Annotated in this window: 14 protein-coding genes; 11 read left to right on the top strand and 3 right to left on the bottom strand. The window is 54.4% G+C overall.

Going from position 1 to position 14,548, the window contains the following annotated elements:
• Positions 1–112: 112 nt before the first annotated feature.
• Positions 113–550 (top strand): DUF3069 domain-containing protein, encoded by a 438-nt coding sequence (locus AYI87_RS10290; protein ID WP_144201826.1) that lies wholly within the window; start codon positions 113–115, stop codon positions 548–550.
• A 14-nt stretch (positions 551–564) separates the two neighbouring features.
• Here the strand turns inward: AYI87_RS10290 and rsuA are convergent, their stop codons facing one another.
• Positions 565–1,257: a 16S rRNA pseudouridine(516) synthase RsuA gene (rsuA, locus tag AYI87_RS10285; RefSeq protein WP_144201824.1), complete on the bottom strand. Its 693-nt coding sequence runs from the start codon at positions 1,255–1,257 to the stop codon at positions 565–567.
• Positions 1,258–1,447: 190 nt separating this feature from the next.
• On the opposite strand from rsuA, the gene AYI87_RS10280 reads away from it, so the two are divergent.
• From AYI87_RS10280 to AYI87_RS10255, 6 genes are all read left to right on the top strand, one after another.
• Positions 1,448–1,981: a sugar O-acetyltransferase gene (locus AYI87_RS10280; protein ID WP_144202173.1), complete on the top strand. Its 534-nt coding sequence runs from the start codon at positions 1,448–1,450 to the stop codon at positions 1,979–1,981.
• Between the two features lie 200 nt (positions 1,982–2,181).
• On the top strand, positions 2,182–4,266 hold the full coding sequence (locus AYI87_RS10275) for a M13 family metallopeptidase (protein ID WP_144201822.1): 2,085 nt from the start codon (positions 2,182–2,184) through the stop codon (positions 4,264–4,266).
• Positions 4,267–4,416: 150 nt separating this feature from the next.
• Positions 4,417–5,199, top strand: coding sequence for a RelA/SpoT domain-containing protein (locus AYI87_RS10270; protein WP_144201820.1), 783 nt, complete (start codon positions 4,417–4,419; stop codon positions 5,197–5,199).
• Positions 5,200–5,295: 96 nt separating this feature from the next.
• The gene (locus tag AYI87_RS10265; protein ID WP_144201818.1) at positions 5,296–5,697 is read left to right on the top strand and encodes an SMI1/KNR4 family protein; all 402 of its coding nucleotides are present in this window, start codon (positions 5,296–5,298) and stop codon (positions 5,695–5,697) included.
• A gap of 36 nt (positions 5,698–5,733) precedes the next feature.
• A complete protein-coding gene (locus tag AYI87_RS10260; protein ID WP_144201816.1) occupies positions 5,734–6,234 on the top strand; it encodes a DUF4447 family protein in 501 nt (166 codons plus the stop codon).
• 145 nt (positions 6,235–6,379) lie between these two features.
• Positions 6,380–6,988 (top strand): hypothetical protein, encoded by a 609-nt coding sequence (locus tag AYI87_RS10255; RefSeq protein WP_144201814.1) that lies wholly within the window; start codon positions 6,380–6,382, stop codon positions 6,986–6,988.
• A gap of 116 nt (positions 6,989–7,104) precedes the next feature.
• On the opposite strand, the gene AYI87_RS10250 is transcribed toward AYI87_RS10255, so the two are convergent.
• Positions 7,105–7,740, bottom strand: coding sequence for a glutathione S-transferase family protein (locus AYI87_RS10250; RefSeq protein WP_144201812.1), 636 nt, complete (start codon positions 7,738–7,740; stop codon positions 7,105–7,107).
• A 249-nt stretch (positions 7,741–7,989) separates the two neighbouring features.
• Positions 7,990–10,563, bottom strand: coding sequence for a TonB-dependent receptor (locus AYI87_RS10245; protein ID WP_144201810.1), 2,574 nt, complete (start codon positions 10,561–10,563; stop codon positions 7,990–7,992).
• Between the two features lie 229 nt (positions 10,564–10,792).
• On the opposite strand from AYI87_RS10245, the gene AYI87_RS10240 reads away from it, so the two are divergent.
• The 4 genes from AYI87_RS10240 (at position 10,793) to AYI87_RS10225 (ending at position 14,368) form a co-directional block, all read left to right on the top strand.
• Positions 10,793–11,323, top strand: a complete 531-nt coding sequence (locus AYI87_RS10240; RefSeq protein ID WP_144201808.1) for a PH domain-containing protein — start codon at positions 10,793–10,795, stop codon at positions 11,321–11,323.
• Positions 11,324–11,462: 139 nt separating this feature from the next.
• The gene (locus AYI87_RS10235) at positions 11,463–12,689 is read left to right on the top strand and encodes an Nramp family divalent metal transporter (RefSeq protein WP_260865129.1); all 1,227 of its coding nucleotides are present in this window, start codon (positions 11,463–11,465) and stop codon (positions 12,687–12,689) included.
• Between the two features lie 19 nt (positions 12,690–12,708).
• Positions 12,709–13,848 (top strand): serine hydrolase domain-containing protein, encoded by a 1,140-nt coding sequence (locus AYI87_RS10230; protein ID WP_144201805.1) that lies wholly within the window; start codon positions 12,709–12,711, stop codon positions 13,846–13,848.
• Positions 13,849–13,903: 55 nt separating this feature from the next.
• Positions 13,904–14,368, top strand: coding sequence for a DUF1456 family protein (locus AYI87_RS10225; protein ID WP_144201803.1), 465 nt, complete (start codon positions 13,904–13,906; stop codon positions 14,366–14,368).
• Positions 14,369–14,548 lie beyond the last annotated feature (180 nt).

Here is a 14,548-nt window from a genome sequence, read left to right as displayed (position 1 = left end):
CTAAGGTATAACGTCAGCCTTTATTCTGCGCCTGCTTGTCGGCTCTATTTGGCAAGTTTATACAGGCGAACCAGGCCGTGATGAATGCGGCGCTTTGTGTCGAGAGTGTTTTATGAGTAAACCCAATCAAGAATATCAGGCGATCGCCGAGCAGGCAGCGCTGAATGTATGTAACACAGTGATCCCCATGGACAAGGTGCCGGCGAATCTGTTGGAGGCCTATGCCAATCTGTTCAATGAGCTGCTCAGCGATGAAGAGGAGAAGTTTGCGGCTGCCTGGAACGCCTTGCCTGCCAGCGCCAAGGGGTTAATCAGCCAAGCCGAATTCCACGGCTTCTATATCGCTAACTCTTGGTTGCAGCTTAGCCGTGTCGCCCAGGATATTGCCGAGTTGGCCGACAGCGACGAGGCGATCGAGGAGAAGGAGTACAACAACATCTTCACCCGCCTGGCGGACGCCTCGCTCAAGGAGAGTGTGAAGAAGCTGAAGAAGGCGCGCACCGACCGCGCCCTGCTTAACAGCATCAAGGCGGTTATCGCTGGTCGATAACTGAATGCTGCGCGCTACTTGACCGAGGCGATCTCATCCTCTGTCAGGTAGCGCCATTCCCCCGGTGCCAGACTCTCGTCCAGCACTATCTCGCCAACAGATTCCCTGTGAAGTCTCACCACCTTGTTGCCGACGGCAGCAAACATCCGTTTCACCTGATGATATTTACCTTCGGTAATGGTGAGTCTCGCCTCGTGGCTGCCCAGCAGCTCAAGCTTGGCCGGTTTAGTGAGTCCCTCTTCGCTGCGCAGCGCCAGCCCGGTGGCAAATTGCTCGACCCACTCGGCCTTGAGGGGATCGGCAAGCTGCACCAGATAAGTCTTACCGCATTCGCGTTTCGGCGAAGTAACCCTGTGGGACCATTGACCGTCACTGGTGATCAGCACTAGGCCCGTGGTATCTGCGTCCAGGCGTCCGGCGATATGCAGATCGTCTTTGTGGGGCAGCTCGAGCAGGTTGAGCACAGAAGGGTAGACCTCATCGACGGTGGAGCAGAGGGTGTCCGCCGGCTTGTGCAGCATGATAAAACGCGGCCCAATCAGCGAGATAGGCTCGCCGTCCAGACAGACCTTCTGGCTCTCATTCAGCTTGAAGCTGCCATCTTTAATGACCTGACCATCGACGGTCACTTCGCCCCTGTGCAGGGCCTTCTTGGCCAGAGAGCGGGTGAGCAGGGTGGATTCGCTGATAAATTTGTCTAGACGCACTGGATTACCCTAAGGATGCTACTTTGTGGCGGTATTATGAGGCTGCCGAGAACTAATGGAAAGTGGCAATTAAAAAGGACTCGTCACGAAAAGCGTCAGTGGGGAAAAGAGCTAGCACTGAAAAGTGTTAGCATGGCAAATTTCAGACACATTATGCATCCTCGAAAGGAGCCGGTAGGCGATGGAAGAAGTGAGTGAATTTGACAAGATGGTCAGCGGTCAGGAGTACAACTGCCTCGATGGCGAGCTGCAGAGCCGTTGGCAGGCGCGACAACAGGCCAATGCCGAGATGAACCGCCGCGGGGAAGTGGACAATGAGCTGCTGCCTCATCTGGATGCCAAGGCTGTGATTAAGCTGCCGCTCTATGTCAGTTATGGGCAGAATTTGCATGTCGCGCCTCAGGTGTTCATCAATGTCAATGTCACCTTACAGGACAATGCTCCCATCACCATAGGGCGCCAGACCATGATAGGGCCAAACGTGCAGTGCTATACTGCCAACCATCCGCTGGATGCGGCGCGTCGCTGTCAGGGCTGGGAGCTGGCCGAGGCTATCCATATAGGTGATCGGGTTTGGATAGGCGGCGGGGCGATCATTTTACCGGGCGTAACCATAGGTGACGAGGCCGTTGTCGCGGCGGGCGCCGTGGTCACTAATGATGTCCTCGCTAAGACGGTAGTCGGTGGTAATCCGGCGCGGGTGATACGTCACATTGAGGCGTAATAGGGCGTTAGCGCCTGGGAGAGGAAATCTTTACTTACATATGAGTGACCAGAAATTCGCCCAAGGGCCGCAGATAAACTTGTTTACATTGACCCAATCCCATTAACATAGGTCTCTTGAAGCAGTTTTTGCACCATTTTGGCTTCGCCATGACAGTCGCATTGCTAACAAAAAAACAATTAAGCATAAAAGGAATTCACATGAAAAAAGTGTTCGTTGGAGGGGTTTGCGCCTCTTTGATTCTTGGTCTTAGCGCTTGCAACAGCGACCAGGCAGAAGTTAAGGCCCCGGAAACCGCCAAGACAGAGACCGCGGTAGCGGTACAACAGGCCCTGACCTCGGGTATCGATTTCGCTAACTTCGACAAGTCGGTACGTCCGCAAGATGATTTTTATGCCTACGTTAACGGCACCTGGATCAAGAACACTGAGATCCCAGGCGATCGCACCAGCACAGGCGCCTTCTATGACCTGCGTGAGAAGTCACGTGACGATGTTAAAGCCATCATCGAAGAAGTGGCGGCTACCCCTAACCTGAAGGCGGGCAGCGACGAGCAGAAGGTTGCCGACCTGTATCGCTCTTTCATGGACACAGAGCAGTTAGACAAGCTGGGCATCAAACCGATTCAGGGTGAGCTGGACAAGATCGCCGCTCTGGAGAACAAAGATCAGCTGGTGGAATACTTTGCCCATAGCCAGATGATTGGTGGCGGCACGCCGCTGGCTTTCTACATCGACATCGACTCTAAAGACTCTAGCCGTTACGCCACTCACATCTGGCAATACGGTCTGAGCCTGCCTGAGAAGGATTACTACTTCAACGAAGCCGAGCGTTTCGTCAACATTCGTAAGGCGTTTGTGGCCCACATCGAGAAGATGTTCACCCTGGCCGGTCTGCCAAACGCGAAAGAGAGCGCCGAGCATATCCTGGCGCTGGAAACCGCTATCGCCAGCCGTCATTGGGACGTCGTCGAGACCCGCGACAGCACTAAGACCTATAACCTGTATCAGGTGGCCGATCTGCCTAAGCTGGCGCCGGACATTAACTGGAACGGTTACCTCAAGACCCTGGGCGCTGACAAGCAAGCCGACATCATCGTCAACCAGCCAAGCTTCATCGAAGGTTTCAACGAAGTGCTGAAGGCTAATGACCTGTCTGTGTGGAAGACCTACATGACCTGGCAGACCCTGACCCACTTCGCCGGCGATCTGAGCACAGATCTTGACCGTGAAAATTTTGAGTTCTTCTCTAAGACACTCAACGGCCAGGCTGAGCAACAGCCACGCTGGAAGCGCGGCGTGAGCACGGTAAACAACCTGCTGGGTGAGGTTGTGGGTAAGGTTTACGTGAAGCGTCACTTCAAGCCTGAAGCTAAGCACCGCATGCAGGAGCTGGTTGAAAACCTACGTCGCGCCTATGGCGAGAGCATCGATGGCCTGGAATGGATGAGCCCAGACACTAAAGTCGCGGCCAAAGACAAGCTGGCTAAGTTCGATCCTAAGATTGGTTACCCAGATCGCTGGGAAAACTATGACAAGCTGACCATCAAGGCCGATGACCTGGTAGGCAACAGTATGCGCGCCAGCGAGCTGAGCCACGAGAAAGATCTTGAGAAGCTAGGTGCGCCAATCCGTAAGTGGGAATGGCACATGACACCACAGACGGTGAACGCCTACTACAACCCAACCATGAACGAGATCGTCTTCCCGGCGGCAATTCTGCAACCACCTTTCTTCAACATGGAGGCAGATGATGCAGTGAACTACGGCGGTATCGGCGCCGTGATCGGTCACGAGATGGGCCATGGCTTCGACGATCAGGGTGCTAAGTTCGACGGCGAAGGCAACATGCGCGACTGGTGGACCGAGCAAGATCTGAAAGAGTTTGCTGCTCGCGGTAAGGCGCTGGTAGATCAGTACAATGGTTACGCGGTATTCGACGACCTGAATGTTAACGGTGAGTTGACCCTGGGTGAGAACATCGGCGACCTGTCTGGCGTAACCATCGCCTACAAGGCTTACAAGATGTCACTCAATGGTAAGGAAGCACCGGTTATCGACGGTCTGACTGGCGACGAGCGTTTCTTCATCGGCTTTGGCCAGATTTGGCGCGCCAAGATCAAGGAAGAGGCGATGCGTAACCGCGTAGCGACCGATCCACACTCACCGGCTAAGTTCCGTGCCCTGGGCGCGCTGTCTAACATGCCTGAGTTCTACACCACCTTCGACGTTAAGCAGGGCGATGCCATGTACATCGAACCCGCTCAGCGTGTGAAGATCTGGTAATTCGAGTTTTCTCGATGAAAAAGAGCGCCTTGGCGCTCTTTTTTTATGTCTGTTTCATGATAAATAATTGTTCATCATCCATTCAGCAAGGGTTAAGTGAACCCTGGCTAGATTAAGGGTACAAGGTTTGCGCTTTTACCGAGGACGGTTATGAATAAGTTGTTTAGACCCTTTTTTATCTTCCTGTTACTTGTCTCCACCCGTAGCGCCCTGGCGACCAATTACGACGCCTTAATCGACACCAAAGAAGAATCTGGTTGCTACGCTCAGAAACAGTCCTTCAGTAAAGACCAGCATGGTCTGCATGCCATCGCCAGTAGTTCCGCCGCCCTGATCCGCCAGAGTAGCGACGACCTCGATAGCCTCTATGCCCAGGCCCAGAACGCCCAGCAGGAGCTGACTAACCTGCTAGAGGGGCTAAATACCCAAGAGAGTTACCAGCTGCTGATCCCCGAAGTGAAAAGTTATGAGCGTGCCAAGGCCAAGATTGCCGCCAAGTTTGACGGCGATGCCAGCCGCATCACGGATCTTGCCAGGGCCAGCCTGGTAGCTAACGATATTCAGGGGCTGATGACGGCGTTTGAGGATCTTCAGCAACAGGTCAAGGTATTGCAGGTGAAAAACCGTTTCGCCGAGCCTAAGGCTTCTGGTTATCGCGACCTCAACCTGCTGGTGCAGTTACCGCAAACAGGCATGATCGCCGAGGTGCAGCTGCACCTCAAGGCTATCGCCGAGATCAAGAGCGGAGAGGAACATAAGGCCTACGAGCAGATCCAGGCCATCGAGGCCCGCGCCATGGCCCAGTCCCGCGACTTGAGTCAGTTGGAGCTGGCGCAGATAACCAATCTGCGTCAGGCTTCCCACAAGCAGTACCACAAGGCGTGGCTCTACTATAAAAGGCTGGACAGTGCCGAATTGCTAGCCGCGGCCTAATCTTTGTGTGGCGCTGTGTCTGCGATAAATTGGATTAACAATCTGGGCTTAAAGCGATTATACTTGCGGCCATTAGCCCATTTAGAGCAGACGACAATGCACGATCTTATCGAGCAACTCAGGGAATTGAGCGAGACAGTTCCCGTCCCTCTGGAGCTGCCCAGCTTCGATCAACTGGTCGAAGTGGAAGAGCAGATCCTGATCCCCTTACCCGCTGAGCTGAAAGAGTATCTCCTCTACGCCAGCGACGTGATTCACGGCACTATAGAGCCTGTGACCGCAGCCGATCCCTATGCCCATACCTATCTGCCCGAGGTGACCTCCTATGCCTGGTCTATCGGCATGCCGAGGGAATATATCGCCATCTGTCAGCAGGGCGATGACTTTTACTGTATCGATCAGGAAGGTCAGGTGATGCTGTGGCAAGACGGCGAGCTGGCCGAGGAGAGCTGGGAGTCGTTCTGGCAATGGGTCGAAGAGGTTTGGATCCCCGCCTAGGCGCGTGACAAGATTAACTCAAATTTGGATATCAAGATGGCAAAGACAGCTGAATTAAATGCAATAGAAATTAAATACCTGCGTCACTCACTCGGCCTAACTGCCGCCCAGGTGGGCGAGCTGAGCAAGTGCAGCGAAGCCGATGTGTTGGCCTGGGAAGCGGGTGAGGCCGAGGTGTCTGGTCTGGCGGCCAAGAAGCTGCTGGAACTGGATGAGACCATAGAGATGCAGGTGCTCAACACCTGTGACGGCATCGAGGAGCTGTTTAAGAAGGAGCCTAAGCGCCGTCTGAGCTTCGTGGTCTACCCGACACAGGCCATCTACACCCAGTACAACCCCGAGTTCTTAAGCTCGCTGCCGTTGACCGAGCTATACAACACGGCGGCCTGGCGCATCAAGAAAGAGTGTAAGCTGGTGCTGGAAGTCGAGGTCACTCTGGTGCCGCTGGACGTCGATGCCTATAAAGCCTATCGCGAGAAGGAAGGCCTGAAAGAGAGCCGCGAGAGCCGCGCCAAGTGGGCAGCTACACAGCTGTGAGTTAACCCCTGATTCGATAAAAAGCCCTGCTCTAACGAGCGGGGCTTTTTTAATTATCTTTCATCTTTAAACTGTGTTGCTTCAACGAGCCCAATGCTATCTTGTGCAGATGTTACTTAAAGGTTAACTCAATTTGGACAAGGATATGTACCAAGCCGTCAGCCCTCGCCAGCCTATTGCTTTTTTCATTGCCATCGCAGCGCTTATCTACCTGCCGCTGATTGAGAGCCTGTTACCCGGCCTGTTTGGCGCCTTCTGGGTTGATCCTAGCTTTATGACCAAGGCGCAACCTGTGACCCTACTGATCAAGCTGATTGTCCTACTGTTTGGATTGTCGCTGTTGGAGCGTTCTCGTCGTCAATTTGCACAGGTCGTCAAAGGCAGTTGGCCGTTAACTATCCTTATTGGGCTGAGTTATCTGCTGGGGGCCGTGCAGCTGATCTTCTTAGCGCTGGGCTTGTTTATGAGCCTGGTTTTTAGCGCGCCAGCCAATGAGCAGAGTCAGTTTAAGCGCTATGAAGATTTCGCCATCTGGGTGCAGACAGTAGATCCCGGCGCCATGGGCAAGGCCTATCACAGGGTGTGGATGCAGTGCGATCTGCCCCTGTGGCGGTATCGATTGGCGCCGATTCAAACCTTGGACTGGATGGGGGAGTATGAGGTGAGCCTGGATGAGCATATCTTGAAGATAAGCTCTAGGTTTGACGAGATCAGACTGGATCTCTCCAAGGTGCCAGGCTGCCCATCTGCCTGATGTCAGTTCGCTTTACACAGCGAAAATGAAGACTATTTGCTAAGGCTTCATGGTGATGGATGGCAGCATAATCTCTAAAGTGTTAGACATTATGCTGCTAAACCTTTTACGCCTAACTACTCTGCTGCCTGGGCGGCGACGGCCTCGGTTTTTTTGAGGGCGCTGGCCAGGGCCGGGCGGGTCTGCATCCTGTCTCTGAAGGCGGCGAGTTTAGGTGGGATCTGCTGCTCAAATACCGTGGCCCACATCAGGGTATGTGCCAGCATGATATCGGCAACCGTTGGGGTATCACCCAGCAGGTAGTCGCTGCCCGGCAGCCACTGTTCGGCGATGGCGGCGGCCTTGTCGAACTCCCATACCGCAGTGGGCAGTATGGCTGGCAGGCGGTGCTCCTCGGGTAGGGCGAACTTATGCTTGCCCATGGTCCACAGGGGCTGCTCCAATTCGCAAATGATGTAACTCATCCACTGGTGGTAAAGGGCGGCTTGTGGTGTACCTGGAGTGGGCAGAAACTGTCCCTGGCCATATTTTTCCGCCAGGTACTGGCAGATGGCGGCTGATTCGGTGAGCACCAGATCATCGTCCTTTATAACGGGCACCTTACCGCAAGGGTTCATGGCCAGAAAGGCCTCGCTGCGGTTGTCGCCCTTGGCAAAGTTGATGAAATGAAATTGCCAGTCGATAGCCAATTCTTCCAGTAGCCAGGAGACGCGTAGCGCGCGGCTTCTTGGGGTTCCATATAGAGTGATCATCCTTTTCCTCGTTCATGTTTTTAGGTGAGTAATGAGTGTAAATAAAAATGGCATCCATTTGGATGCCATTTTTGTGACAGTGTATGTTTTACCTATCCTAGTAAATAGCTGATCATCCAAGCTTGTTAAAACGTTCGATAACTGCGTTAGTTTTTTTGATTGTAGAATAACTACTTATCGAAAAATCCCGCCTTGTTCTCAAACGTTTTTCTTACGCTATTTCTGATAGCTTACTTAGTGTGATTGGTATTAGAACCTCATGCTCAACTTGGTGTAGAAGTAGCGGCCCATTGGGTTATGGGTGGCAATCACATAGCCGTAGAGGTCGGTATCGCCGTCGCCGATGGCAAATGGCGGCTCTTCATCCATTACGTTGTTGACGCCGACTGTCCACTTGAAGGTGTCGTTGAAGCGGTATGAACCTGACATGTCCACCAAGAGTTGAGACTCGACCATACGCGACTTGTTGACCTCGAAGTCGAGTGAGCCGTCAAAGTCGATATCTGGCGTATCTTCAAACTCGCCGATGTAGCTGAAGTTGATGTTGGCGGCGAAGTCATCCATGGTCCAGTTGGTGGTCAGCAACCAGCGATGTTGCGGGTAGCGGTACTCGCCGGTGTAATCCAGCTTGTCCTTCTCAAACTTGTGCAGGTAGCTGTATTCCAGGCCAAACTTGAGGTCGCCGAAGCGGTCCATCTCCAGGCCGTAGTGGCTGGAAACGTCCACCCCTTGAACCTCTTGCGAGCTTAAGTTGATGAAGCTTGAGTGGATCAGGCTGATTGGGCCCAGAGTTTGCCCCGGCTGCGGCGCCAGACGCTCACACACAGTGCTGTTTTGATCGTTACAGTTCGCTAGGTAGATCTCGCCCAGTGGCTGCTTATCGATCTTGTTGTCCTGGGTGATGCTGAAGACGTCGAAGCCGATATCAAACTTCTGGCTAGGTGCCCAAATTAGGCCCGCGTTCCAGGTTTCTGACTCTTCGGCGTCCAGTTCTGAGTTACCGGCAAATTCTGTGTTGTAGTCCAGCGCGGTACAGTCGACGTTGTCGGCGGCGCAGCGGTAGGTATCGATGAAGAAGCTACTCTCTCTCGATGGGCCAAGACCGATTTGTGCCAGAGATGGCGCGCGGAAACCGGTAGCCCAAGAGGCGCGAGCGGTCAGCTGATCGCTAATTCCCCACTGGAAGGCAACCTTAGGGTTAGTGGTTGAACCGAAATCGCTGTAGTGGTCGTAACGGCCGGCCAGTTGCAGCTCGAAGTTGTCGGTAACTGGGATAGAAAATTCTACATAGGCCGCGTACTGGTCGCGGTCTGCCTGGGCTGATACGGCTTCGGTACCGAAGATCAGGCCGCGCTGGAATTGATCATCAGGGACATCGCTCACGTCCTCTTCACGGTACTCGACGCCCGCGGCCATCATGACTTCACGATCCGCCAGGGTAAAGGCCGGGCCCGTGATGCTGGCGTCATAAGCGGTCAGGTGTGACACACCCTGGCGAACCAGGCTGGTGGTGATGCGATCGATCACATCCTGTGAATTCATGGTGCCGCCAAATGGGTTGTAGTTACCGGCGTCGATTTCGGCTTGCAGAAAGTCGGTGCGCACCCAGCCCTGGGTTCTGTCACCCTTCTGGGTTGATTCGCTGCGGCCTTTCTGAGCCGAGACTTCCCAATCCCATTCATCTATGTTGCCGCGTAGGCCGGCAACCAGACGTAGGGTGTCAGATTCTATGTCCCAGCGACGGGCGCCGGCATCCACTGTGCGGTAACGACCTATCTCAATATCCTTGCCCCACGGGTTGTTAGGGTGGGTGCCTGGAACCGTCAGCATGGCATCTTCATCCAGCGGAGTCGGCGCGCCGCCGGCCTCAGAGGTGTTGTGCTGGGCCGCGACTTCCAGGAAGGCGGTCATCTCGTCGCTCAGGTGATAGTCGAACTGGGCGATTGCCCCCACACGCTCGGCGGCTGGGATGGTGAGGTTGTATGGACCGTAGTCGAACAGACAGCTGCCGCTGGCGGTGGCCGAGTCGGCCGGACAGTCAGGGTCTATGGTTTTGACGCCATCGACATAGAAGTAGCCTGGGAAGCCGCGTGATGAGCGGAAATCTTCACCGCCGTATGGGCTCTGGTTGGCGGTGCCGAAGCGGCCCATCTCACTGGCGGCGAGCGTGCTGTTTTTGAAGTAATCGAGAATGATAGAGGCACTGCCCTTATCGGACTGCATGCCCCAAAGCATAGAGCCGCTCTGCTCGTCATAGCCGGAGCCAGAGGCTTCGCCGTAGCCCAGGTTGACTTCGATACCTTCGAAATTCTTACGCAGAATGATGTTGACCACACCGGCGATGGCGTCTGAACCATAGATGGCCGAGGCGCCATCTTTAAGGATATCGATACGCTCGATGGCGGATACTGGAATATTGTTGATGTCGACGAAGGAGTTAGTGATCCCCTCGGCGAATGAGCTGATGGCCACGCGGCGACCGTTAATCAGTACCAGAGTTGCGTCTGGGCCCATGCCGCGCAGACTGATAGACGCCGCGCCGTTGGCAGTGGAGTCTTGGCTGTTACCTCGGGTCGAGAAGGCGCCCGCGCCGTTGGCTGGCATGCGTTCCAGCAGTTGTTGTAGGTTGTCGAAACCCATGTTGGCGATATCGTCTTTGTTGATCGACTGGATTGGCGATGGGCCTTCGATGTCGGTACGTTTAATACGAGAGCCTGTGACTTCTATGCGCTCGACGCCTTCGTCGGCCGCATAAACATGTGGGGTTAGCGCAATGGTAATGGCGATAGCGCAGGCGCTGGGCCAGTATTGAGGTCTTTTCATGTTCATCCCTTTTGAATCATTATATTTTTAATTCAGTGACTACCACTTAACTACCGCCACCATTTGTTACATTAACGTTACTAAACTAATTCCTAAAGTAACAAAGTCAATAGGGCGAATTGATAACAAATGTAAATAAATAAACCCATGAATTTGATTGATTAATACAAAAGCTCTTGGCATTGTCATAGCTCGGTTCCCGCCAGACCTATGGGGAGATGTAAATAAAATGGAAGAAAAAACACTGCTCGACGCGCGCTTTCACCGCAAGCTTGGGCACTATTGGCTGACCTCGGGGGCGTTAGTGCTTGCCGTCTCTGTCGTGGGTATCCCGCTCTTGCTGCTCTGGTATCCCATCGGCCTGTGGGCGACGCACAGGTATATCGCCAACATGAGCGCCGAGCTGACCACCAAGAAGCTTATCGTGCGTAAGGGTATACTCACCCGCACCGAAAATACCGTACCGCTGGATAAGATCACCGACATGGCGATGATCCAGGGGCCACTGATGCGCCTATTCGGCATCCACAAGTTGACCATAGAGACGGCGGGGCAGTCAGGTAATGGCGCGCTGATCAGCCTTACCGGCGTCGAGGAAGTGGCCGAGTTTCGCGCCGCCGTGATGGCGCAAAAGAGTGCGCTGGCCGAGCAGAGCCAGCCCGGCGAGGCGAAAGTAGATGTGGCCGCCCAGACCCTGGCCTGCCTGCAGAGTATCGACCAGACCCTGATACGCATCGAGGCCAAGCTGGCTCAGTCTTAGCACAAGCTGGCTCAGTCTTAGCATCAGCCGCAGCAGGCTGGCGCTGACGGAGCCCTGCCTGGCCAAGCATTTTTTGTTTATCTGAAGGAAATCGAGAGTGGAAGACGTAAGTGTAAATACAACCCAGACGAGCCTCTGGTTGCAGTGCCGCCGATTGTTAACCGCCACAGGCCCTGGCCTGCTGATGGCGGCCGCGGCCATCGGCGCCTCGCACCTGGTGGCCTCGACCCGTGCAGGCGCCGAGTTTGGCTGGCAGCTGGCCTGGGTGATTCTCCTGGTGAATCTGCTCAAGTATCCCTTCTTTGCTGCCGGGGCCCGCTATACGGCGGCGACCGGTGAGAGCCTGCTGCATGGCTATCAACGTCAGGGAAGGGGCTATCTGCTGCTCTTCTCGCTGCTCAACGCCTTGGCGGCGGTGGCTAGCACGGCAGGCGTCGCCATGTTAACCGCCGCGCTGCTCACCCAGTTTATTCCGCTGCCAATCGATCTGCTGGCGCTGATCGTCTTGGTCGCCAGCCTGCTGCTGTTGGTGCTGGGTCATTATCGGGTGCTGGATAGGGTGACCAAGGTGATCATGCTCTGCCTGACAGTGACCACCCTGAGCGCCGCCGCGCTGGCCTTTAACGCCGAACCTATTCTGGCGCCCGGTTTCGTGTCGCCCTCACCCTGGCAGTGGGCTCATGTGGGCTTCTTGGTCGCCATGATGGGTTGGATGCCGGCGCCAATTGAGGTGAGCTGCTGGAACTCCCTCTGGCTTTTGGAAAAACAGAAACAGCAGCGGGTGACGCCTAAGCAGGCACTGTTCGATTTCAATCTGGGCTTTATCACCACGGCGATACTGGCCGTAGTGTTTCTCTCGCTGGGCGCCATGGTGATGCACGGCTCGGGCGTACACTTCTCGCCTTCCGGGGCCAAGTTTGCCGAGCAGTTAATTCAGCTCTATAGCCAGGTGCTGGGGGAGGGGAGCCGCTATCTGATCGCCCTGGTGGCCTTGCTTTGTATCTTCAGCACCACGGTTACCGTGGTGGATGGCTACAGCCGTACCCTTATCCTGAGTGTGCAGCTACTGCGAAAGGATGAGGTTAGCGAGCGCGGCCTCAACCTGACCATGTTGGCTGTGAGCCTGCTGGGGCTGGGGATCATACTCTTCTTTAAGGGAGCATTGCTGCCACTGCTGCAGTTTGTGATGACCCTGGCCTTCATGACCACCATCATCTTCGCCTGGCTCAACTATCGCCTGATGACCAGTGACAACCTGGCGCCCGGCGATCGCTATGGTGTGGCCATGCGGCTGCTTTCTTGGATCGGCATGACTTATCTGCTAGGGTTTGCCGCTTTATTTGTCTACTGGAAGTTTATCGGTTAAGCCGTGTAGGAGAACAAGGATGAAGATGAGTGTGTTGGCGAGCAGCCTCTGTCTGCTGGGGGCCATGGCCAGCGGCAGCGTGGCTGCTAGCGAGCTAGTTATTGAGGCTAAGATTGAGCAAGCTGCTGAGCGGGTTGATGTACCATCTGCGCATGACTTGGCGATTGGCGAGGCTTTTGCCAAGATCGGCAGTGCTTTCGATAACATCATCGCCGCCAACGAGCGTCCCTTCTATGGAGTGATCGCCCTGATGCAGCGCGGTGAGCTGCGCTACGTGAAGACTAATGCTTACGGTGAGGCCGCCGCGCCGACACTCGATAGCCGGGTCATGTTGGCCTCCCAGAGCAAGATGATCACCGCCGCCCTGGTGATGCAGGCGGTAAGCCAGGGCAAGTTGGCTCTGGAGGATAAGATTAATCCCTATCTGGCATCGACTAATCTGCCAACCTATGACGAGCGCATCACTATCGCTCAGCTGCTTAGCCACAGCTCTGGCATAGCGCCTCAGGGCAAGGCGAATCGGTTCGCGCCTGGCAGCGATTTTCAATACTCCAATCTGGGCTATCAAGTGCTGGCAAAGCTGCTCGAAATTACCTATCAGCAGGATTTTGCCACCCTGGTGAATGCCTTTCTGAGCGAGCACGGCGTCAAAGGTATCAAGGCCCAGCTTGGGGCGCAGCAGGGGCTGATTGCAGGGATAGAGATAAGCACCCAAGAGCCGATGGAATATGAGGTGCAGATGAACCTACTGCCCGGCGGCGGCATGACGGGCTCGGCTACTGGGCTACTGAATTACCTCAGGGCGCTCCATGGCGGAAAGCTGCTTAGCGACGAGGCTTACCAAGCTATGATGGCTCCCAAGATATTGCGGCCGCATCGTTGGTCGCAGCTCTTTTACGGCTTCGGCGTGCAGGTAAACCAGCAGAGGATAAAGGAGTACAGCCATTCTGGTTATCTGCCTGGCTATCAATCCCTCAGCCTGAGTTATCCCGAGTCAGACACTTATCTGGTGGTGCTTGAAAACGCCTCCTGGCCGATCGATCAGAGTAATCAAGCCTTTGGCCTGCACGATAAGCTGCGTCAGGCACTGCGAGAGAGCTTGATGCCAGGCAGAAAGCTTGAAAATAATGCCTCGGCGCCGACGCAAAGTCGGTTATAATGTCATCGCTATGGCAGGCGCACCCGCGCGAGCCAGTAATTTAAGAATTTAAGTCATGATAAATAACGATATTTTACGCCGTCTACGATTCGTATTCGATTACAAGAATGCCAAGATGATCAAGATCTTCGCCAAGGTCAAACATGAGATGAGCCAGGATGTCCTGCTCAACATGCTCAAGAAAGAGGCCGAGGAGGGTTATAAGCCCTGTAACGACAAGACCTTGTGCCTGTTTCTGGATGGCTTGATCATCGAAAAACGCGGCCTGCGCGATGGGGCAGAGATCCCCACTCCTGTGTCTCAGTTAAACAACAACCTGATCTTCAAGAAGCTGAGGATCGCGCTTGAGATGCGTGAAGAGGATATCATCGAGACCTTGGCCCTGGCGGATTTTAAGATGAGTAGTTCCGAGCTGGGTGCCCTGTTTAGAAAGCCCGGTCACAAGCACTTTAAAGAGTGCGGCGACCAGGTGCTGCGCAACTTCTTGATGGGGCTGTCGATCAAGTATCGCGGTAAGTAAATAATATCATTCGCTAAAGACGCGGCTCAGGCCGCGTTTTTTTATGCCTGGGGTTAGGGCTGTGCCATGGCTGTTTAAAACAACCAGGGTGTGAAAATAATCAAAAAAATGATCGCGCGAAAGGCAACAAAGATCACACTTTGTGGTAATCTTGCCAAAATTGATAGCACAGCCATTCCA

Origin of the sequence: Shewanella sp. KCT, assembly GCF_007636505.1 — a bacterium.
Lineage (GTDB): Bacteria > Pseudomonadota > Gammaproteobacteria > Enterobacterales > Shewanellaceae > Shewanella > Shewanella halotolerans.
Note: the sequence above shows the minus strand (reverse complement) of the source record. Positions and strands in the feature narration are given on the sequence as shown.

What these genes read in the sequence shown, in the direction of transcription:
- AYI87_RS10290 (WP_144201826.1), top strand. Translation starts at nt 113, where the DNA reads ATGAGTAAACCCAATCAAGAATATCAGGCGATCGCCGAGCAGGCAGCG.
- AYI87_RS10275 (WP_144201822.1), top strand. Translation starts at nt 2,182, where the DNA reads ATGAAAAAAGTGTTCGTTGGAGGGGTTTGCGCCTCTTTGATTCTTGGT.
- AYI87_RS10270 (WP_144201820.1), top strand. Translation starts at nt 4,417, where the DNA reads ATGAATAAGTTGTTTAGACCCTTTTTTATCTTCCTGTTACTTGTCTCC.
- AYI87_RS10265 (WP_144201818.1), top strand. Translation starts at nt 5,296, where the DNA reads ATGCACGATCTTATCGAGCAACTCAGGGAATTGAGCGAGACAGTTCCC.
- AYI87_RS10260 (WP_144201816.1), top strand. Translation starts at nt 5,734, where the DNA reads ATGGCAAAGACAGCTGAATTAAATGCAATAGAAATTAAATACCTGCGT.
- AYI87_RS10255 (WP_144201814.1), top strand. Translation starts at nt 6,380, where the DNA reads ATGTACCAAGCCGTCAGCCCTCGCCAGCCTATTGCTTTTTTCATTGCC.
- AYI87_RS10250 (WP_144201812.1), bottom strand. Translation starts at nt 7,740, where the DNA reads ATGATCACTCTATATGGAACCCCAAGAAGCCGCGCGCTACGCGTCTCC.
- AYI87_RS10245 (WP_144201810.1), bottom strand. Translation starts at nt 10,563, where the DNA reads ATGAAAAGACCTCAATACTGGCCCAGCGCCTGCGCTATCGCCATTACC.
- AYI87_RS10240 (WP_144201808.1), top strand. Translation starts at nt 10,793, where the DNA reads ATGGAAGAAAAAACACTGCTCGACGCGCGCTTTCACCGCAAGCTTGGG.
- AYI87_RS10230 (WP_144201805.1), top strand. Translation starts at nt 12,709, where the DNA reads ATGAAGATGAGTGTGTTGGCGAGCAGCCTCTGTCTGCTGGGGGCCATG.
- AYI87_RS10225 (WP_144201803.1), top strand. Translation starts at nt 13,904, where the DNA reads ATGATAAATAACGATATTTTACGCCGTCTACGATTCGTATTCGATTAC.